The sequence below is a fragment of the Anaerobutyricum hallii genome, from assembly GCF_900209925.1.
Lineage (GTDB): Bacteria > Bacillota > Clostridia > Lachnospirales > Lachnospiraceae > Anaerobutyricum > Anaerobutyricum soehngenii.
Genome location: NZ_LT907978.1, coordinates 15,001 through 34,682, shown reverse-complemented (window position 1 = coordinate 34,682; position 19,682 = coordinate 15,001). Strand labels below are relative to the sequence as shown.

At 36.6% G+C, this 19,682-nt stretch carries 16 protein-coding genes, 7 tRNA genes and 1 rRNA gene (1 of these 24 running past the window's edge); 2 read left to right on the top strand and 22 right to left on the bottom strand.

The genetic code is table 11. The annotated features are described in order from the left end of the window. Positions 1-101 precede the first annotated feature (101 nt). The gene (locus EHLA_RS00175; protein WP_096238858.1) at positions 102-1,817 is read left to right on the top strand and encodes an AAA family ATPase; all 1,716 of its coding nucleotides are present in this window, start codon (positions 102-104) and stop codon (positions 1,815-1,817) included. Between the two features lie 179 nt (positions 1,818-1,996). Here the strand turns inward: EHLA_RS00175 and EHLA_RS00170 are convergent, their stop codons facing one another. After that, positions 1,997-3,367 carry a L,D-transpeptidase family protein gene (locus tag EHLA_RS00170; protein WP_096238857.1) on the bottom strand — a complete coding sequence of 457 codons (1,371 nt, stop codon included), beginning with the start codon at positions 3,365-3,367 and terminating at the stop codon, positions 1,997-1,999. 226 nt (positions 3,368-3,593) lie between these two features. On the opposite strand from EHLA_RS00170, the gene EHLA_RS00165 reads away from it, so the two are divergent. After that, positions 3,594-4,421: a hypothetical protein gene (locus EHLA_RS00165; protein WP_021906462.1), complete on the top strand. Its 828-nt coding sequence runs from the start codon at positions 3,594-3,596 to the stop codon at positions 4,419-4,421. A 468-nt stretch (positions 4,422-4,889) separates the two neighbouring features. On the opposite strand, the gene EHLA_RS00155 is transcribed toward EHLA_RS00165, so the two are convergent. From EHLA_RS00155 to EHLA_RS00060, 21 genes are all read right to left on the bottom strand, one after another. After that, positions 4,890-5,441: an NUDIX hydrolase gene (locus tag EHLA_RS00155; RefSeq protein ID WP_096238855.1), complete on the bottom strand. Its 552-nt coding sequence runs from the start codon at positions 5,439-5,441 to the stop codon at positions 4,890-4,892. A gap of 685 nt (positions 5,442-6,126) precedes the next feature. Further along, positions 6,127-6,657, bottom strand: a complete 531-nt coding sequence (locus EHLA_RS00150) for a spore maturation protein (RefSeq protein ID WP_096238854.1) — start codon at positions 6,655-6,657, stop codon at positions 6,127-6,129. Then, complete coding sequence (locus EHLA_RS00145; protein ID WP_096241509.1) at positions 6,654-7,265, bottom strand: nucleoside recognition domain-containing protein; 612 nt, start codon at positions 7,263-7,265, stop codon at positions 6,654-6,656. Before EHLA_RS00145 ends, EHLA_RS00150 begins: the two co-directional genes overlap by 4 nt. Before the next feature lie 9 nt (positions 7,266-7,274). Beyond that, positions 7,275-9,533, bottom strand: a complete 2,259-nt coding sequence (locus tag EHLA_RS00140) for a diguanylate cyclase (protein WP_096238853.1) — start codon at positions 9,531-9,533, stop codon at positions 7,275-7,277. Positions 9,534-9,556: 23 nt separating this feature from the next. Then, positions 9,557-10,753: an extracellular solute-binding protein gene (locus tag EHLA_RS00135; protein WP_330399823.1), complete on the bottom strand. Its 1,197-nt coding sequence runs from the start codon at positions 10,751-10,753 to the stop codon at positions 9,557-9,559. 29 nt (positions 10,754-10,782) lie between these two features. Continuing rightward, the gene (locus EHLA_RS16820; RefSeq protein ID WP_330399822.1) at positions 10,783-11,010 is read right to left on the bottom strand and encodes a hypothetical protein; all 228 of its coding nucleotides are present in this window, start codon (positions 11,008-11,010) and stop codon (positions 10,783-10,785) included. Positions 11,011-11,062: 52 nt separating this feature from the next. Next, positions 11,063-12,187, bottom strand: coding sequence for an alanine racemase (gene alr, locus EHLA_RS00130; protein WP_096238852.1), 1,125 nt, complete (start codon positions 12,185-12,187; stop codon positions 11,063-11,065). 265 nt (positions 12,188-12,452) lie between these two features. Continuing rightward, a complete protein-coding gene (gene rsmI / locus EHLA_RS00125; RefSeq protein ID WP_096238851.1) occupies positions 12,453-13,298 on the bottom strand; it encodes a 16S rRNA (cytidine(1402)-2'-O)-methyltransferase in 846 nt (281 codons plus the stop codon). 1 nt (position 13,299) lies between these two features. Continuing rightward, complete coding sequence (locus EHLA_RS00120; RefSeq protein WP_096238850.1) at positions 13,300-14,049, bottom strand: tRNA1(Val) (adenine(37)-N6)-methyltransferase; 750 nt, start codon at positions 14,047-14,049, stop codon at positions 13,300-13,302. 23 nt (positions 14,050-14,072) lie between these two features. Continuing rightward, a complete protein-coding gene (locus EHLA_RS00115) occupies positions 14,073-14,972 on the bottom strand; it encodes a PSP1 domain-containing protein (protein WP_096238849.1) in 900 nt (299 codons plus the stop codon). Between the two features lie 117 nt (positions 14,973-15,089). Next, positions 15,090-16,112 (bottom strand): ATP-binding protein, encoded by a 1,023-nt coding sequence (locus EHLA_RS00110; RefSeq protein ID WP_096238848.1) that lies wholly within the window; start codon positions 16,110-16,112, stop codon positions 15,090-15,092. A gap of 66 nt (positions 16,113-16,178) precedes the next feature. Then, positions 16,179-16,808, bottom strand: coding sequence for a dTMP kinase (tmk, locus tag EHLA_RS00105; protein ID WP_021906236.1), 630 nt, complete (start codon positions 16,806-16,808; stop codon positions 16,179-16,181). Beyond that, entirely contained in the window at positions 16,805-18,274 is a 1,470-nt protein-coding gene (locus tag EHLA_RS00100; RefSeq protein WP_096238847.1) for an aminotransferase class I/II-fold pyridoxal phosphate-dependent enzyme, read from the bottom strand. The genes tmk and EHLA_RS00100 overlap by 4 nt, the downstream gene beginning before the upstream one ends. A 105-nt stretch (positions 18,275-18,379) precedes the next feature. Further along, positions 18,380-18,452, bottom strand: a tRNA-Lys gene (locus EHLA_RS00095). 3 nt (positions 18,453-18,455) lie between these two features. Further along, a tRNA-Phe gene (locus EHLA_RS00090) sits at positions 18,456-18,528 on the bottom strand. A gap of 5 nt (positions 18,529-18,533) precedes the next feature. Beyond that, positions 18,534-18,607 (bottom strand) — tRNA-Met (locus tag EHLA_RS00085). A gap of 26 nt (positions 18,608-18,633) precedes the next feature. Continuing rightward, positions 18,634-18,715 (bottom strand) — tRNA-Tyr (locus tag EHLA_RS00080). A gap of 37 nt (positions 18,716-18,752) precedes the next feature. Continuing rightward, positions 18,753-18,825 (bottom strand) — tRNA-Thr (locus EHLA_RS00075). A 4-nt stretch (positions 18,826-18,829) separates the two neighbouring features. Beyond that, a tRNA-Val gene (locus EHLA_RS00070) sits at positions 18,830-18,902 on the bottom strand. 30 nt (positions 18,903-18,932) lie between these two features. Beyond that, positions 18,933-19,006 (bottom strand) — tRNA-Asp (locus tag EHLA_RS00065). A 62-nt stretch (positions 19,007-19,068) separates the two neighbouring features. After that, positions 19,069-19,682, bottom strand: a 23S ribosomal RNA gene (locus EHLA_RS00060); it runs 2,277 nt beyond the window's last position.

The window sequence follows — 19,682 nt, the reverse complement described above, 5'->3', positions numbered from 1 at the left end:
AAGATACGAACATATACTCTGGAATTTTCTTACACTTCTTTTTATGAGAAGTTCAATCACAAAAGATTCCAAAAGTACATGAAAATCAGGAGGGATTTATTGTGGATTCTATAACTAATACATTAACAAAAGCTTATTCTATTATAGAAGAAGGAGGTCAGCCCTTAGCACCAGAAACTATTTGTATACAATGTATGTTTCTTTCACCTGCCCACATTTCCGCTTTTCACAATGATGAACTTTACCTTGAATATATTCGCAATTTAGTCCGGGAAAGATTCAATGTTTCTTTTCCAGAAGAAAAGGGGGCTTTTGATCAATATTTTGCAGACTGTATACAATTAAAAGAACAACTGGAATTACACAAAAACTTCAATCAGGATACCTGGCTTACTTATACATCCTCTCTTCTTGAAGCATTAAAAACACCTTATTATTCCGCATATTCCATGACTTTATTAACACTTGAATCCTGTTTCATGAATACGCAGCTTTTTGAAAAAGTACAAAAAGCATTTTATTCTGTACTAATAAAGTCCTCTGAAAAAAAACAGCTTATTATAAGAAAAATTATTGAACATGCGCCGAATTATAAAAAGTATTCCTTTATTACAGAAGAGCTTCTGGCCGAAATACTCATAAATACCCTTGCTCTCTTTGGTGATGAAAAAGATTACTGGCTCGATTCTGTTGCTTCTTTATTAGAAATAAAATTAGAAACAAACACTCCGAATACACACAAGGATACGCTTTCCCTGCTTGCTGCATTTTTTGCCCGGGAACAGCAATTTTTAGAGGCAGTATCTCCAGAAGATCTTTCTTCTTTTTCTTCCTATCTTGCTGCAAGAACTATATGGTTTACTACCCATAAAAATGTTGTAAAAGATTCTACAGACACTGCCGCTGCCGCTATATCTTCTTCAATAGATATCGACAGCGCTTATGTTGACAGCGAATTTTTAAATACCTACGCCTATAATATGACCACTAGAATCTATCACACCAATCCGGCAATTGGACGTGAACAGGAGATTGCTGATCTCGAATTAATTTTGATTTCACCAAAGAAGTCCCCTCTTCTGATTGGAGATGCCGGTGTCGGTAAAACATCCGTTGTGGAAGGTTTAGCCTACCGTCTTCAAAAAGGAAATGTGCCGGACCTTCTTAAAAATAAAAAGATTTTTAAATTAACAACAACGTCTCTTTTAAGCGGAACAAAATATGTAGGTGAAATGGAAGACCGTATCAAAAAACTTGCTGGAGAACTTGAATCGCATCCGGATGTCCTTTTATTTATAGATGAGATTCATACGATTGTCGGCGCCGGTTCTACCGAAAGCTCCAACAACGATATTTCCAATATGTTAAAACCTTATATTGACCGCGGTGATATTAAAATAATCGGAGCTACAACAAAAGAAGAATACCGTCAGTTCCTTCTTCCGGATAAAGCACTCTCCCGCCGTTTTTATCCGATCACAATAGACGAACCTGATGAGGAACTGACACTTTCCATTCTTTACGGAAGTATTCCTGCCATTGAATATGAAACGAAAGTACACAATGCCTTTTCTTCCGATACAACAGAAAAGATACTACGTACCCTGATTGCTATATCTTCTCCAGAAAATCAACCAGAAGATCAGTCCACGAAACGCCCTGAACTCCCACTGACACTTTTAGAAATGGCATTCTCTTATGCAGCCCTTAATGAACGGACAACCTTATCCAAACAGGATATTATCCAGGCAATCCGCCATAGTAATCGTCTACGTAAAGAAATACGAACGGCCACAAATCTTCTAACCGATCTATAATTCTATCTGCTTTATAAAAATTCAAGTCGAGCAGCCACTCACCACCTGAAAGATGTTGGAGTCTTCTCGACTGAGATAAAAAAGTATTCTATAGTAACATAACAAGTTTAGACATGTGAATTTAGCTGCTACTATAGAATACTTTTTAATTTTTATAAATTTACACAATCAGAAATTACTTACCAATGTACAACTACCGGATAGGTAGATTCGATGTTATTATAGATTTTCTGAACGGCACTTCTTGGTGTATTTACACAGCCATGGGAACCATCATAAGTGAAAATTCCTCCACCGTAACTTCCACGCCATGAAGAATCATGAATTCCTACACCAATCTGAATGAATGGAAGCCAGTAATCTACGTGAGAGGCATATCCCTGACCGGTTAACGTATAATCTGTTGTTTTATAAAGGATGTAGTAAACACCGGTTGGTGTTCCATGTCCTTTACTGATATCTCCGGTTACAACATCTGTAGAAACTAACGTTTTCCCGTTCTTATAAAACCACATATGCTGTTCACCTAAGCTTACTTCTACATAGGTATTACCAATATCAAACTCCTTACGACTTTTTGCGCGATGAGCATATTCCGGCTTTCTCTTAACAGACTTTCCCTGTTTAATGACTTTGATCAGATTAGCAGTTTCTGCTTCCTGATCAATCTTCCAGCCATAGGTACCACCGCTGACTTCTACGTCATTACCGCATATCGATTTAAAATGTCTTTTTACTCCAACTGTATCATACTTCTTTGCAAGATTTTTAATATACTTTGCAACCATCTCGCTATGAACCTTAACTTCATGTTTATCTGTTTCATATAACCATTTACTAAGTTTCTTTGCGTTTACTTCTTCTGTACGGTCATCAAAATCATATGTAATCGTTTCCTGAACATATTTATTCAATGTTTTATTTGCTGCTACAACTTCTGCTGTATCTTTCTTATACACAGGATTCTTATAACAATCTTTTTTCTCTATATCGATACTACGCTCCATATTTAAAATTGCTTCTTTTAATATTGGCTTAAACTGCTTTCTTTTTACTGTATTTCCGTAAACCTCAGGTACAATACTGTAGCTGTTCGATGCCGCATCATATGTAGAATATGCATCTACCGGAGCAATTACCATCTCTTTATTAAATGCATTTAAATTCGTATATGTATCATTAAAAGCATCTTTATCTACCGTTAAAGTAATCGCATCTTTATAATTCTGAGACTGGAATAATGCTGTGATCCACGCATATCCCTTCTGTCCTGCCTTAATATTTTCCAGCTTTCCGTCATCTTTAAATGCAAGCTTCACCTGAGAGGATGAAATACTTTCCTTCTTTTTATCCCTTTCCTTAATCGTAATCTTATATGACTTAACATCTTTTTTAATCAGTTCCTTCGCTTTAGAAACACTACGGAATGCACAGGAATATCCATTCACCTTTGTTCCTATAAAATAATGATACTGAAAAAAGATTGACGCAGCAATATACAAAGCAATGATAACCAACACCGCCAGACCAACTTTTTTCTTCTTGTCCATTTTCCTTCCTCCTCTTTAAAATTTCTTAATATATACAAAACCTTTATTATATCCTGCAATTTTCTAGTATAGTTCATTTCACTTTATGAAACAAGGGAAAAAAAGGAGAAAATCAAGCTCTTTCCTCTAAAATTTGTATACATTTTGACCCTATATATATTTTGTGTTATACTAATCAATAATAAAAAGGGAAGCAGGCTCTATTTGGGCTTATGGGGGCAACATTATGATGAAGACAATTAACAGAATTATGAATTCTTATATTCAGTTTTTTAAAATAAAGAATTTAAATGTCCAGATTGTACTGACAGATGATATGTATACCTGTCAGAAAAAATACGGTTTTAATAAAGAAGACTCTCGAAGTCTTGATGAGGCAGCCGCCCGCAAAAACTGGAAGCATGTTGCTGCCTGTATGAAGTATCCAAAGCATATGGATGAACCATTTACTCTTATATTTAAAGAGCCTTATTTAAGACGTTCTCCACTTTGTGAGGTCTACCGCCTTGTCTTCCATGAATTAACCCATATCTGTGATTACAGAGACTATGCCCGCCTGAATCATCTAACTTCTTACCGACAGTTATTTGATGATCCCGAAACTGTATTATTCCAGCACTGGTCTGAATACCATGCCGAACGAAGAGGATATGCCGCATGGCTGAAACACCGTTATGGTATCCGCGTCAAGTACGATATTAATAATAGTAAGATAGATATTTTACATAAAGAAACCATCAATAATATTCAGTATTACGGCGAACATTACACCAATACGGCTGAATATGGATCCACTCGCCAGATTTACTTTACTATGCACCTTCTGGCCCGTATGAGTATCTGGATGCAGATTCTTCCTTATCAGGTAAGTGATATCTTATCCAAAGACCCATTTGATTATAAAGGCATCGAGTGGATCAAAAAGTTAATGTATCTTTTCCACAAGTATCCAAACATTGATCAGATGAATGATCACTTCATGGAAATCGCCAGAATCATTGCTGAGAACTTCTCACTCTCACGAGAAGAAATCTGGCAAAAAGTAAAGTATTGATTTGGTGTAGACGAAAAAAGAAAAAATGATATATCCCATCTGCTCTGTAGTCGCTGTGTTTAAAATGCTCGTCCGCATCTTAAACACGCTCCGAAGACGCATCTGGGATATATCATTTTTTCTTTTTTCTGGCTAATCTAAGGTTGGAGGAATGGGAATTTTCCAGAAGGATATGGATTTCCATGGAATTAAATTCTAAAGGACTGACATTCTAATTGTTGTATATACTTAAAATTTAGTTATATTAGACGCATGATAACTTCACTTCTACATGAAATCCTACAACAAGAAATTTTTCTCTTCTGAAGATTCCATCTGGAGCCAACAAACAGAACAGCAAAAATTTATATAAAATAGAATGTGATGTCGGAGCAAATAAAAATGCCGGCCAGGCATTTTCTATGCCGCGACTATCTTCACATTCTATTTTATATAAATTTTTGCTGTTCGTCTGTTTCCCCTCAGAAATCAAATTTTTAAATATTCTTTTATCATTTTAAGTTCTTCTGGAAAGAGGCAATATTTCTTATCCCCTGATTTTACTTTTTCACAGCAGGTTTCAAAATCCATCCAGCACACTTCCTGTACTTCTTCTTCCTGTAATTTTAATTCTTTTATATTTATTGGTTCAGAATATAAATAGACATGGCTGATCTCATGATTTTTAAACGGTTTGCCATAAAAAATTTCCTCACACTTTCCTTCATGTAAGCCCATAAAATGAAGCTGTTCCGGCTCTGCTTTTATTCCAAGTTCTTCTTCAAGCTCTCTTAATGCTGAGGTAAGATAATCCTGTCCTGCCGGCAAATGTCCTGCGGAAGAAATGTCATAACATCCTGGAAAGGCATCTTTATTCTCACTTCTCTTCTGTAATAATAAGTCGTAACTGCCCTTCTCATTTTTTTTCACGATCCATACATGTGAAGTCCCATGCAGGTCTCCATCTGCATGAACGAGAGAACGTTCTTTAATCACTCCCGTAGGATTACCATTCTTATCTCTAATATCTAAATACTCCATCTACGTTACTCCCTTCATAAATATATTTATTATAACAGATTTCCTTTTAAAATAAAAAAACGCATCGACGTCATCATTATGACTCGATACGCACCATATAGAATCTGCAAAGCAGTTAAAGGGGAAAATTAAGATTTATATTTAAGGTCTCGTCGCAAGGACTCAACTCGTTTTTCAACGTTTCTTATTATATAATATTTTTCTGTTTTTTCAATTCACAATATTCATAATTTTTTTTCATTTCATACCTTTTTTCTTGGACAATTTCACATTTCAAAAAAAGCTCATTATTGAAAATGTCTTTATTTCATATCTTTTATCCTTTTTCATTGTATTTCTTTTTTGAAAGCTAATGTCAAAAAAATTTCTATTTGTGCCCAAAAATTAGCCGAAGTTCATCTATTATCCTCTATTCAAATAGATTTTCTTTTGTTATAATAAAATAACAGAATTTAAGTTGGGAGGGAAGCAGTATGCAGCATATGACGTTGAATAAGATTTCTATTGAACACATTACACTGGAACATATCGGTTTTGTTCATCATGGATTTGGAGTTGACTTACCTGATTATCTTCTGTAATTTCAGTTTAATTCATTAGAAACAAACGAAACGCAAAAAGTATGATTATTGTAACTGTAAAGATGGTCGCAATAATTATACTTTTTGCGTTTTGTCTGTTTTTACTATGGAATTACATACCCTGCAATTATCACACTTGCAATTGCTCCTGCTATTGTTGCAAACATTGCTCCCGGTAAAGTCCATCTTGTTTTTTTTATATCGATACTCATATAATATATCGTAATCGTATAAATAACTGTTTCCGTACAACTCATCATAATAGAAACGATCATTCCTGTTTTAGAATCCGGTCCATATTCTTTAAAAATATCAAGTACAAAACTTACCGCTGCCGATGAAGAAAAGATTCTTACGATAAAAACAGGGATGATTTCTGCCGGAATACGAAGGACTTTTCCTAATGGAGTAATGAGATCAGAAAAGCTGTCTAAAGCTCCTGAGGCTCGGAATATTCCTATCGAAACAAGAAGTGCTATCATCGTTGGAGCGATTTCGATGACTATATGAAATCCTTCTTTTACTCCTTTTAAAAAACTTTCATAGACATCGGTATGATTAAAAAAACCGTATACAATAATATAAAACATTGTAAACGGCACGATAAAATCTGAAAAATAAAGAAGAAACTTCACTGTAATCGTCTCCGTTTCTTCTTATTTCGTCCCTTGTATCTTATAAATTCCATTCCTTTGATAAATAGAATTCCTGCTAAAGTTGAAATCATAGTCGCTAAGATTGCCGGCAGAACTATCGCTGTCGGATTTACTGAACCATACTGGCTGCGATAGGCAATCATATTGATGGGGATAAGCTGCAGCGATGAAATATTTAATACAAGAAATGCACACATCATATCCGATGCTTCATATGTATCTTCCAGCTTCTTTAATTCCTTCATCGCCTTAAGTCCGGCTGGAGTTGCAGCCCAGCCAAGACCAAGGATATTCGCCGCCATATTTGCTGCAATATATTCATTTGCTTTATGCTGAGGGGGAATATCCGGAAACAGCCAGTGAATAAACGGATACATTGCCCTTGAAACTCTCTTCATAAGCCCGCTTTTTACTGCAATTTCCATCATTCCGTTCCAGACACCAATCACTCCCAGCATAAAAATACATAAATTCACTGCTTCTGTTGAAGATGAAATAAAAACTTCCGTTAGTTTTCCCATCGTACCATGAAATGATGCAAATAAAATTCCTCCTGCAATCATAAGTACCCACAATATATTCAGCATAAAACTCACTCAGTCTTTTTCTTTATTATATTGTTCCTGACTTGTACGATATGCTTCTTTATCAAAGTCACCAAACTGATCCTTCACTGTACGTTTAATCTGATACATTGCAAAATCCGCATACTGCATAAATTCTTTTCTATCTGTTGTATCATCCGGATACCATGCTACTCCTGCTGACAAATGCAACACAAATGGTTCTCCATTTGGTAAAAGTATTGACTGATCTTTGATATCTTTTTCGAGCTGATCTAAATATCTCTGTATCTCTCCCCTGCTTGAATACCCGTAAAATAAAATATAAAACTCGTCACCACCCGGACGGGATATTAGAGTATCTTCCGGTACAGACTCCTCAAATACTTCTGCTGCACTCTTAATATACTGATCTCCATATGTATGACCATATGTATCATTCACATATTTTAATCCATCTAAATCAATCATAACAAGAGCAGCAATCTTTAATGTGGCTTCTCCCTGCCAGAATAGCTCCTTCATAATGCGGTGAAACGCTCTGCGGTTTAACAGACCTGTAAGCAAATCATGGTCTCTCTCATATTCAATCTGTTCTTTTTCTATCACCATATCTGTTATATTTTCAACCAATCCACTACAATAATCTCCGGTATCATTCAGTGTAAGGCGAAGATAATGTGGCTTTACATCTGGAATCAGATAGATTACTTCATTCTCTTTTTGTGCCTTTTCCTCTACTTCATACTCTTTCAACTTTTTCATGAGCATTTCAAACATTTCTATTGAAGTTATATCAGAGAAACTATCATAGAAACTTTCTTTTTCAAGGCGAAACATTTCAGCAAACTTTCCTGTAAAATAAACAGTTCCTTCTTTACGATTAATCTCAAATCCCGCAAGTTCGATACTCGCCATGTTAATAATTCGCGAAAATCTTCTCGCCGTATCTCCAACTTCTTCATTTAGATTTTTAAGAGATTGGGAAAGATGATCTACTTCTTCTATTCCGGTCTGAATAAACTGCATTTCCTCTGAAAGTCTTATACTTTTTACATGTCGTATCAAGCGGGTAACCGGTTTTGAAATCGTTGAACTGATAATAACCGCTCCGACGATACCTATCAGTAAAGAAAGCATTATAGCGCTTGCTAAAGTCTTTATAATTCTTTCGGAAAATACAAGTAGTTTATCCTTTGGAACAATTCCTATCAATGCCCATTTCTGATTCGTAAATTCTGTATTTTCTCCGTACAAATTAATATATTCGGCATCTGCATACATTATCTTATCCTGATTTTTAATAATGTAATCTTCACCTTTTTGTATGATTTGCGTTGTTTTCTGATTGCCTGCTGTCTGTGAATAAACCATTCCATTAATCAAAATATTCTGAAACTCTCCTGCTTTACCACTCTCAACCCCCATAAGATACGAACCCTGTTCATTATCTAGCAATTCAGTATTTGGAAGCTGTTTTTGCAGATAATCAAGCGAAATTTCGACTCCTAATACTCCATAGATTGTTCCGTCATTCAAAATCAGAGGCACGGAATAAGAAATCACTTCCAGACTGTCATCATAAAGTTTATATGGCATACTCCAGTACCCAAAGTCTTTTAAGCTTATTTTTTCAGGATTTGCTTCTTTTAAAGCTGCCTGAAACGGCTCATATAAATATGCCCCATAATCACCTGTCTTTTGAAATTCAAACAATGGTCTCCATGTCTTACCATGAGAAATATTCATACTCTGCGTCAATGCTTTCGGTGCATATTTAAACAGTAAATCCTCATTTTTTTGAGATGGAGTGGAGGAAGGATCAAAATCTCTCAGATAAATTCCTGGTTTATTTTCAAAAATACCTTTTTCTTTTTTTATTTCCAGATTATCTGTATTTAAAACAATAAAAGCACCTGTTACCTGATTGGTCCTTATTAAATTAATCAGTTTTGAAGAACTTTTCTCCAATAGGGGAAGACAATCTTCCGAACTGTCATCTAACGTTTTCAATGAAATTACGTTGGTATCTATCAGCTTTTGTGCAGTATTATTTATCTCCTCCACAGTGCTGCTTACATTAGACCACCTAGTCAGCATTTCATTTTCCAGATAATTCTTTCGATTGCTTACTTTCTCATAAAAAATTGCTTTTTCTTTATTTTCCACATAGGAAAGGAGTCTGCTTCCGAAAATAGCTCCAACCAACAAAAGATTTTCTATGATCACTAAAAAAAGCATCGGTATTAATAATTTCTGCCTGATTGGAACACTCTTTATCTTCTCCACCATTTTCTCCTTTCCCAAATTATATTTTATTTTACAAGCTTTTCAAGTTCAGCCTTCGTTTCCTCATACCATGTATCAAAATTGCTGTCACTTACAAAATCCTTTACCGCCTCATCGAAAGACTCACCTTTTTCCAGACGTTTTACTACCGTCTTTCTGTCTGCACTTGCTTTATCAGACATAGCATATTCCAGAATATTTCTTGCATCTGTTCCATTCTCAAAAGCTTTTGTAGTATACAATGTATTATGATTTACTGTATCAATTGCTACCTTAACAATTGACAATTCATTATTTCCTGTCAAATCTGTTGTCTTCTCAATCTTTTTAACGTCATTTGCTGTTTTCGTTACTGGCAGATAACCAGAGGCCACAGAGAACTGAATATTTTTCTCATCTTCTGTAAACCATTTTAAGAACTGAACAGATGCATACATTTGCTTATCATCCGTCTTTGTTACTGCCATACCCGCTCCCTGCTGTACTGCATAATTCTCTCCGCCCTCAAACTTAGGAGCTTCAAGTACTTCCATATCAATCGGATAACTCTTTGTATCATCCACAATGACTTCATCAGGGAAAAATGTCGCTCCGGCAGAAGATCCCACAAATGAAAGAATATTACCCGTATTAATATCATCACTTCTAAATTTACCAGAAGCTGCAAAGTATCCTTTTACAAATGGCACATAATAATTATCCCAGATTTTTCGAATAACCTCTTTATCAAAGTTAAGCGTAACCTTTCCGTTTTTTACTGAAAAAATCTCTGTACCTAACTGTTTTGCACCAATAAGAAAATAATTCGCCACCGCATCTCTTCCAAAAAATGCTTTTCCATCATTCTTCTTTTTTGTCTGGCTGTCTGTCCATTCATAATAAGACTGTGCTGTTTGCGTCACACCTTCTATTGTCTTTAAATCATTAATATCGGCACCTGTAGCTTTTGCAAACTTATTCCAGTCTGTCTTATTTAACATAAAAACTTCTGTTGACTTTGCTGTAGGAAGAATTTTTAGGCTTCCATCTCCAGAAAATTCCCCTTCTTCTATATAACTTTTGATATATTTATCCTGTTCTTTCTCTGTCAGATACTCTTTTAAATCTACCACATAACCAAGCTTATCTACCTCATATGCTGTATCTGCATATCCTGCAAAAATACTTGGAATCGCTTTAGCTCCGGTCCGATGCTTTACTGCTGCAACAATACTATCCTTCAATTCATTTACTGTACCAAAGTTAGCTCCTTCTACATAGATTCCTTCTTTTTTCCAACACTGCCATTAAATTCGTCTATCAGCTTATTAAATGCTTCAAGCTGATCTCCATTATAATAATGCCATATTGTAACCTTTGTCGGATTATCCGGATCTAGTTTTACCTTCTTTACTGAACTTCCTAAAGAGGTTCCACACCCGCCAAGTAACATACTCAAAATCATAATCATGCAGATTACAACTTTCTTATTAAACTTCATACACTTCTCGCTTTCTTATCACATAATTACATATCACATAATCACATCAAACTTATTTTTTGTATACTCTCGGAACCCTCTTTCCCACATCACATACAAATTCATAATTAAAGCTTCCTGCAAGATTTGCCATATCCTCTACACTGATAGAATTAGCACCGTCTTTTCCAATCAGGGTTACGATATCTTCAAGCTTTACATCCGGAATATCTGTAATATCTACCATCATCTGATCCATACATACTCTTCCTACGATTGGAGCCTTCTTTCCATGAATTAATACCCAGCCTTTATTCGAAAGACTTCTTGCATATCCATCCGCATATCCAACCGACACTGTTGCCAGACGACATGGATGATCAACTACGTAGGTTGCTCCATAACTTACACCACGTTCCATCTCCGGCTCCATAATATTCACTACATGTGAATACCAGCTCATTGCTGGTGTTAACTCTAAATTAGAAAAATCCACCTCATCAGAAGGGTACATTCCGTAAAGAATAATTCCTGCTCTTGCCATATCATAACGATGGTTATCATATTCCATGATAGCGGCACTGTTACAAATATGTTTTACCGGAATCTCGATTCCTGCTTTATCAAGCAGTTCTACAAAATAATCATATCTCTTCATCTGGCTTTCTGTATATGCCTTATCTGTCATATCTGCACAGGATAAATGGGTAAATAATCCCTCGATTTTTATATTAGGCAGCTTCGCAATCTGCTCCACAATAGCAAGCCCTTTCTCATCCGGAGATAAACCGATTCTTGTCATTCCTGTATCTAATGCGATGTGAATTCTAGCCGTCTTTCCAGCCTTCACAGCAGCTTCGGACATTGCTTTCGCCGTATCATAACAGTAAATTGTCTGGTCTACTCCATACTCTAAATTCTTATAATAAAGAGAAGGGGAATTATAACCAAGAAGTAAAATCGGCTGCTTTAATCCTGCCTTTCTCAGTTCTACTCCCTCATCAATCGTAGCAACACCAAAATAATCTGCGATATCACTAAGATAATGTGCCACTTCTACAGCGCCATGACCATAACCATCTGCTTTTATAACAGCCATTGTCATTGCATTGTCTCCAGTCTTCTTTTTGATATTTATATAATTCTCCCTGATTGCTTTTAAATCAATTTCACAATAGGTCCGCAAGTATTCTTCCATTATGTTTGTCCTCTTTCCCTTACTTCTACAGTAATCCTGTAAAATCATACTTTACTCAGGTTACTGTACATATCTATATTATCTCTCATCTGATATACTTATAAATGGGCGCAAAACACCCCTTATAAAAAGTCTGTAAACAAATAAATTCTACCACATTTTTTTCTATTGTGAAGGTTTTTATACAGAAAAAACCCGGGAAATATAGTATCTCCCGAATTCTTCTAAATTTTTGTTCACTTATTTTAATTTTTTTACTTTAACTTTAATTTGACTGCAGCAATTCCTGATAAATATCCCTTTTACTTACTCCGCGGTCTTTTGCCACCTGTTTCATCGCACTCTTTTTATCCATCCCTTTTTCAAGATAATGCTCCATATGTTCCTGCACAGTAAGCTGATTCCACTCCTGTTGTTTTTCTTCTTTCAGTTCCTGTAAACTCTTTCCCTCAAAGATTAAAACATACTCCCCTCTTGGCTCGTTATCCTCATAATAAGCGATCATTTCATCGAGAGTTGACTTGCGCTTCTGTTCATATCGCTTCGTCAGTTCCTTACATACCGTCATATTTCGGTTACCAAGATATTCCCTGCACTCTTTCAAAGTCTTCTTTAAATGATGCGGCGCTTCGTAAATAATAATCGTTCTTGTCTCATTGCGAAGATTCTCTAGAATCTGCGCTCTTTCTTTTTTGTCATACGGTAAAAATGCTTCAAATGCAAATCTTCTTGTTGGCTGCCCAGACATGGTAAGAGCTGTAATGCAGGCACAGGCACCAGGAAGAGAAGTCACTGTAATTCCTGCTTCATAGCACTGTCTTACTAATTCTTCTCCCGGATCTGAGATCCCCGGTGTTCCTGCATCCGTAATTACTGCTATATTTAATCCCTCTTTTAACTTATTTACAAGATAAACTGCTTTATCAACTTTGTTATATTCATGATAGCTGGTCATCTTTGTCTTTATCTCAAAATGATTTAAAAGCTTTATACTGTTTCTTGTATCTTCTGCCGCTATCAGATCCACTTCTTTTAAAATTCGTACCGCCCGAAAGGTCATGTCTTCAAGATTACCAATCGGCGTAGCACATAAATATAATGTTCCTGCCATTTTAATTCTTCATCTCTCCATATATCTGATAGATCTCATCGGTATAAGAACCATCTTTATTATATACAATCAATGGTGAATCCACCGTAATTCTCGGATTTCCGCCTTTTGCACAATCAATAAGAACCATATTCGGCTCTTTATCAATGTAAGGATGTACAAGTCTCATTCTTTTAGGTTCTAATTTATATTGCTTTAATGTATAAATGATTTCTGCCAGTCGAAATGGTCTGTGTACCATGTAAAAATGTCCTCCCGGCTTTAATAACCACTTCGCAGCCTGTACTACATCTTCAAGAGAACAGGTAATCTCATGTCGTGCGATTGCCTTTCCGTAATCAGGATTCTTAAGTCCATGCGCCCCTGTCATATAAGGAGGATTACAGGTTACCCAGTCAAAGCTTTCTCTTTTATACTTTTCTTTTACCTGACGGACATCTCCATGGGCGATGTGTACCCTGTCACTCTGTCCATTCATATGAACAGAACGCTCTGCCATCTCCGCATAGTCTTCCTGATATTCTAAACCTTCTACATGAGCAATCGGGTACTTTGCATCCATGAGTATTGGAACAATCCCCGTACCACTACAAAGATCGATTCCTCGACTATTCTTTTTTACTTTGGCATAATCAGAAAGAAGTACTGCATCAATGCCAAAACAAAAGCCATCGGTCTTCTGGATAATACGATACTCTTTTATTTGAAGGTCATCGATGCGCTCCTTTTCTTTTACTTGTATTAATTCCATATAAATATCCTATTTTATTTTCCTTATAATTTTGACTTTCTTTCCTTCTTCTCCATCGCTTCTAACTTTTTAAGTTCATCATCCATTTTTACTTTTTCTCTGCGCTTGCGAGGACGGAAAACAAGATCATCTACTTTATAATCTATAAGTTCCTTTTCTCCTTTTTCATCTGTTACCAAAAGTTTCACTCTCTGTCGCAATACACTGACTTCCTGAACAATTCCCTTGACACCCGTTGACGTTTTCACTTCATCTCCTACATTCGGAAGCTTGCTGTTAAGATACTCATACGTATCCTGCTCATTTTTCAGGCAGCACATAAGTCTTCCGCAAACTCCGGAAATCTTTGTGGGATTCAGGGAAAGATTCTGCTCTTTTGCCATCTTGATCGATACCGGAACAAACTCAGATAAAAATGTATTACAGCAAAGACTTCTTCCACAAATTCCGATTCCACCTTTAATCTTTGTCTCATCTCTTACACCAATCTGTCTTAACTCGATTCTTGTCTTAAAGACAGATGCCAGATCTTTAACAAGCTCACGAAAATCAATTCTTCCATCTGCAGTGAAATAAAATAATACTTTATTATTATCAAATGTGTATTCACAGTCGATAAGCTTCATTTCCAACTCATGTTTTTTAATCTTTTCAAGACAAATACCGTATGCTTCTTTACTCTTGATCTTATTATTTGCCTGTATTTTATCATCATCTTCTGTTGCAATTCGAATAACTGGTTTTAGCGTAGAAATAATCTTCTCATCATGAATTTCACGATTTCCAAGTACCACTCTTCCATACTCCACACCACGTGCAGTTTCTACGATAACATTCTGTCCTACTTCTACCTCAAACTGTTCAGAAGAAAAATAATATATCTTACCATTGTCTCTAAAACGAACTCCTATTACTTTGGCCATTATAACCTCCTATTCTGTATCTTATATTTCTCTATCTTATACTTCTTTATTTTATACTTCTCTATTTTAAACTTCTATTTGACCTCTTTGATACAAGAATGCAAAAGCCTTTTTGAATTAAAATTCTCTCCTTGCTTCCACAATAAGCAATTCCAGCGTTGCATCAAAATTTACGTTTGATTTTATCCGGATTCGTGCACGATTTATTCTATTAATAATATAGTCGATCGAATCCATCTTTAATTTGTCTGCCTGTTTTCTCAAAGATACATACTCATTTTTAAAAATAATCTTCCTTCTGGCTATATCTTTATTCGGTGACGTATCCGCTTTTAATAATAAAATGTCTCGAAACCACATAAGAAAGATATCAAAAAAATCATCAATCCGAGCTTTGTATTTTTTATATTCTTTTACTTTATCTGCAATTTCGTAACTTTCAATCTCATGAATATATCGTAAAATATCTAATGTCAAATCTTTTAATTCCCGAAATTCTTCAGACAATATGATAGATTCGGCCTTTCCTATATTTCCAAGAGAAAATCCTGCTGCAAATTCTGCTTCCTCTTCCGGAATTTTGTATCGCTCTCCTAAATATCTTTCAATCATTTTTCCCGATACCGGCTTCGTTTCAAGAAGAATACATCTTGAAAGTATGGTATCTAAAAAAGCTCCACGATTTGTTGTCAATAAAAAAATAATCGCATATTCCGGTGGTTCCTCGATCGTCTTTAAAATCGCATTCTGTGCTGCCACATTCATCTTCTCTGCTTCATCTATTATATAAATTTTATACGGACCTTTATACGGCATAATATCTACAGTATTTACGACTTGTTCTCTTATTTCTCCGACACTGATCACTCCCGCTTTTTCGTGAGAAACCCATATCACATCTGGATGGTCTTTATTTTCCATCTGTATACATGATTCGCATTGATTACAAGCTCTTTCTTCCTCTGTTTTCTGCCTTGTTTCACATTGCAATATTTTAGAAAAGGCGGCCGCAAGCATCTTCTTTCCACTTCCCTTATCCCCTTCAATAATATAGGCATGGGAAATCTTTTTATGATGCACAGCAGCAATAAAATGTTCTTTCACTCTTTCATTTCCTAAAATATCATTTATATCAGCCATGATCTTTCCTCAAAAATCTTTCCTGGTAATCACTTATCTAATAACGCCTCTATCGGTTTCTGTTGTTTAACGATTCTTTTTCTTTAATAATTCATCCACATGATTGCGAATCTTTTTCTGGATAACATCAATGTCTTTTCCACCATCAATTTTAATAACTTCCGGTCGTTCTGCAAGTACCTTACGATATCCTTCCGAAACCAGATGATGAAAGTCTATACTCTCCTGCTCCATGCGGTCAAGCTTCTTCTGATTCTTCTTGCGGCGAATTCCCTCTGCCTCTGATAAATCAATAAAGAAAATCCCATCCGGACGATAAATACCGATTCCTGGTGCATTTACAGCTGCTACCGTAGAAATCCCAAGATTTCTTGCGATTCCCTGATAAACAATCGATGAATCTACAAAACGATCACTTATAACAATTCTTCCTGCTTCTAAAGCCGGTCCGATTACCTCATGTACAAGCTGTGCCCTGGATGCCGCATAAAGAAGCATCTCTGTAACCGGAGACATCTCCTTATATTCCGGATTAAGAATTAACTCCCTTACCTCTTCTCCTATTACCGTTCCTCCCGGCTCTCTTGTAATCAGACATTCATATCCTGCTTCTTTTAAATATTGCTCTAACAAATTTATTTGTGTAGTCTTTCCGGAACCATCCGGACCCTCCATCACAATAAATAATCCCTTCATCTAATAAAATCTCCCTTCAGAAGTACCTGCACCTGATCCTCTTTAGATAATCCAAGTACATTATATCCATTATATAAATATTGACTGATATTTTCCACTGTTTCTTTCAGTATTTTTTCTCCCGGAACTAATATTGGCACTCCTGGAGGATAAATCATCACATATTTCCCGGAAATTCTTCCTACTGCATCAGATAACTTTATATTCTCTACCTGCCGTCCCCGACATTGCCATGATTCCATCATTTTCGGCGGATATACGAACTCCACATTTTTTGTTGCAAAATTTTCTCCTATCAAACCTTCTGCCTGGGTTTTCTTTTCCAATTCATTTTGTTTTTCTCTACAGTCACACATTCTGTCTATTTCAGAAATTGCAGCCCATAACTTCTCAAAATTTTCTTTTGTATCACATACAGATGTCATGGCAATTCCATAAGTAAGATTCTCCATCTCCAATTCAATATGATATTTATCGTATAATAAATAAAATAATTCTTTTCCATTAATCCCACAATTCTTTACGGAAAATACTAACTTTCCATTATCGTATGCAAAACATCCCAACTTTTTTTGATCAAGTAATTCGATTTTTTGAAGTTGTTCACATTTCTTTCGGAAAATTTTGAGGTTATCCACATATTGAGCAAGTTGTTCTTTCTCCTCTTTCATATACATAATTCCATACTCTGCAGATGCCATTAAAAGATACGAAGGACTAGACGTTTCATAAATATCTATCATTTCCTCCACCTGCTCTTTTTTTATTAAATCCGAACAAAGATGCAATACTGCTGTCTGTGTAAACGAAGGCAATGTTTTATGCGTACTTTGAATCACCAGATCAGCCCCCTGTTTTGTTGCGCTGTCAGGAAAATATTTATCAAAAACAAAATGTGCTCCATGTGCTTCATCTACAATTAATGGAATCCCATATGGTTGAATAGTCTTTTTAATTCCTTTAATATCGCTCACAACCCCTTCATAAGTAGGGGAAGTAAGTACAACTGCTTTTATTCCCGGATTCTCCTTTAATTTCTTTTCTACCATCTCAGGTTTCATATCAACACATACATCATATTTTTGTGAAATGTCTGCATAACAATAAACGGCCTCTAACTGTAAAAGTCGAATACAGTTATAAACCGCTTTATGGCAGTTTCTGCCTATTAAAATCTTATCTCCCGGCTTACATACCGAAGAAATAGATACAAGAATCCCAAGAGTACTACCTCCAACAAGATACCAGGATTCTGTACTTTTAAATATATCTTTTACTAAATCCATAGATTCTCTGATTATACCTTCTGGTTCATGAAGATTATCATAATCTGTAATTTCTGTAATATCCATTTTTTCTATACCAAAAAAAGCCCCAAAATCTGTTCTTTTGTGGCCCGGCATATGAAAAGGTATTCTTTTTTCTGAGTCTAGCTCTTTTAATTTATTATATATTGGTGTATTCATATCTCTCTTTACTTCTTAATGTTTCTTTTCTACTCTATATCCTTATATTCTAATTCTTAAGACAAAAAAAATAGCTCAGTAAATAAAATATTTACTGAGCTTTCATGAGACATCGGGGATTCGAACCCCGGACAACTTGATTAAAAGTCAAGTGCTCTACCAACTGAGCTAATATCCCATATGCCCAGAACCGGAATCGAACCAGTGACACGAGGATTTTCAGTCCTCTGCTCTACCAACTGAGCTATCTGGGCATGAGTTGCGGGGGAAGGATTTGAACCAACGACCTCCGGGTTATGAGCCCGACGAGCTACCAGACTGCTCTACCCCGCGATAATAGATAATTATTAATTTTTAAATGGGCGGAGGTGGATTCGAACCACCGAAGCAATTTGCAGCAGATTTACAGTCTGTCCCCTTTGGCCACTCGGGAATCCACCCATATTCAATTATGAAAATGCTTTGATAATCATAACAAAGCCGATGAACGGACTCGAACCGTTAACCTGCTGATTACAAATCAGCTGCTCTGCCAATTGAGCCACATCGGCAAAATGGGACCTATAGGACTCGAACCTATGACCCTCTGCTTGTAAGGCAGATGCTCTCCCAGCTGAGCTAAGATCCCATATTACTAAATTATATCTTTATAGATAAGCGACCCGGATGGGATTCGAACCCACGACCTCCGCCGTGACAGGGCGGCGCTCTAACCAGCTGAGCCACCGGGCCAAAAAGGTATGTACCTTCAAAACTACACACAAATTATCTTTTTTCTATTCCAATAACTTTCTAAGGTCAAGCTTTCGACCGATTAGTAACAGTCAACTCCACACATCGCTGTGCTTCCATCTCTGCCCTATCTACCTCATCGTCTCTAAGGGGTCTCTCACTCTTTCGAGTTTGGATATCTCATCTTGAGGGGGGCTTCACGCTTAGATGCCTTCAGCGTTTATCCCTTCCCGTCTTGGCTACCCGGCCGTGCCATTGGCATGACAACCGGTCCACCAGCGGACGGTCCATCCCGGTCCTCTCGTACTAAGGACAGCTCCTCTCAGATATCCTGCGCCCGCGCCGGATAGGGACCGAACTGTCTCACGACGTTCTGAACCCAGCTCGCGTACCGCTTTAATGGGCGAACAGCCCAACCCTTGGAACCTGCTCCAGCTCCAGGATGCGATGAGCCGACATCGAGGTGCCAAACCACTCCGTCGATGTGAACTCTTGGGAGTGATAAGCCTGTTATCCCCAGGGTAGCTTTTATCCGTTGAGCGATGGCAATCCCACGTTATGCCACCGGATCACTAAGTCCTACTTTCGTACCTGCTCCACCCGTCGGTGTCGCAGTCAAGCCTCCTTCTGCCTTTGCACTCTGTGGATGGTTTCCAACCATCCTGAGGAGACCTTT

Excerpts from the sequence above, each read along its gene's own strand:
- EHLA_RS00170 (WP_096238857.1), bottom strand. The coding sequence starts at position 3,367 with ATGGACAAGAAGAAAAAAGTTGGTCTGGCGGTGTTGGTTATCATTGCT.
- EHLA_RS00165 (WP_021906462.1), top strand. The coding sequence starts at position 3,594 with ATGATGAAGACAATTAACAGAATTATGAATTCTTATATTCAGTTTTTT.
- EHLA_RS00155 (WP_096238855.1), bottom strand. The coding sequence starts at position 5,441 with ATGGAGTATTTAGATATTAGAGATAAGAATGGTAATCCTACGGGAGTG.
- EHLA_RS00145 (WP_096241509.1), bottom strand. The coding sequence starts at position 7,265 with ATGCTGAATATATTGTGGGTACTTATGATTGCAGGAGGAATTTTATTT.
- EHLA_RS00140 (WP_096238853.1), bottom strand. The coding sequence starts at position 9,533 with ATGGTGGAGAAGATAAAGAGTGTTCCAATCAGGCAGAAATTATTAATA.
- EHLA_RS16820 (WP_330399822.1), bottom strand. The coding sequence starts at position 11,010 with ATGAAGTTTAATAAGAAAGTTGTAATCTGCATGATTATGATTTTGAGT.
- alr (WP_096238852.1), bottom strand. The coding sequence starts at position 12,187 with ATGGAAGAATACTTGCGGACCTATTGTGAAATTGATTTAAAAGCAATC.
- rsmI (WP_096238851.1), bottom strand. The coding sequence starts at position 13,298 with ATGGCAGGAACATTATATTTATGTGCTACGCCGATTGGTAATCTTGAA.
- EHLA_RS00120 (WP_096238850.1), bottom strand. The coding sequence starts at position 14,049 with ATGGAATTAATACAAGTAAAAGAAAAGGAGCGCATCGATGACCTTCAA.
- EHLA_RS00115 (WP_096238849.1), bottom strand. The coding sequence starts at position 14,972 with ATGGCCAAAGTAATAGGAGTTCGTTTTAGAGACAATGGTAAGATATAT.
- EHLA_RS00110 (WP_096238848.1), bottom strand. The coding sequence starts at position 16,112 with ATGGCTGATATAAATGATATTTTAGGAAATGAAAGAGTGAAAGAACAT.
- tmk (WP_021906236.1), bottom strand. The coding sequence starts at position 16,808 with ATGAAGGGATTATTTATTGTGATGGAGGGTCCGGATGGTTCCGGAAAG.
- EHLA_RS00100 (WP_096238847.1), bottom strand. The coding sequence starts at position 18,274 with ATGAATACACCAATATATAATAAATTAAAAGAGCTAGACTCAGAAAAA.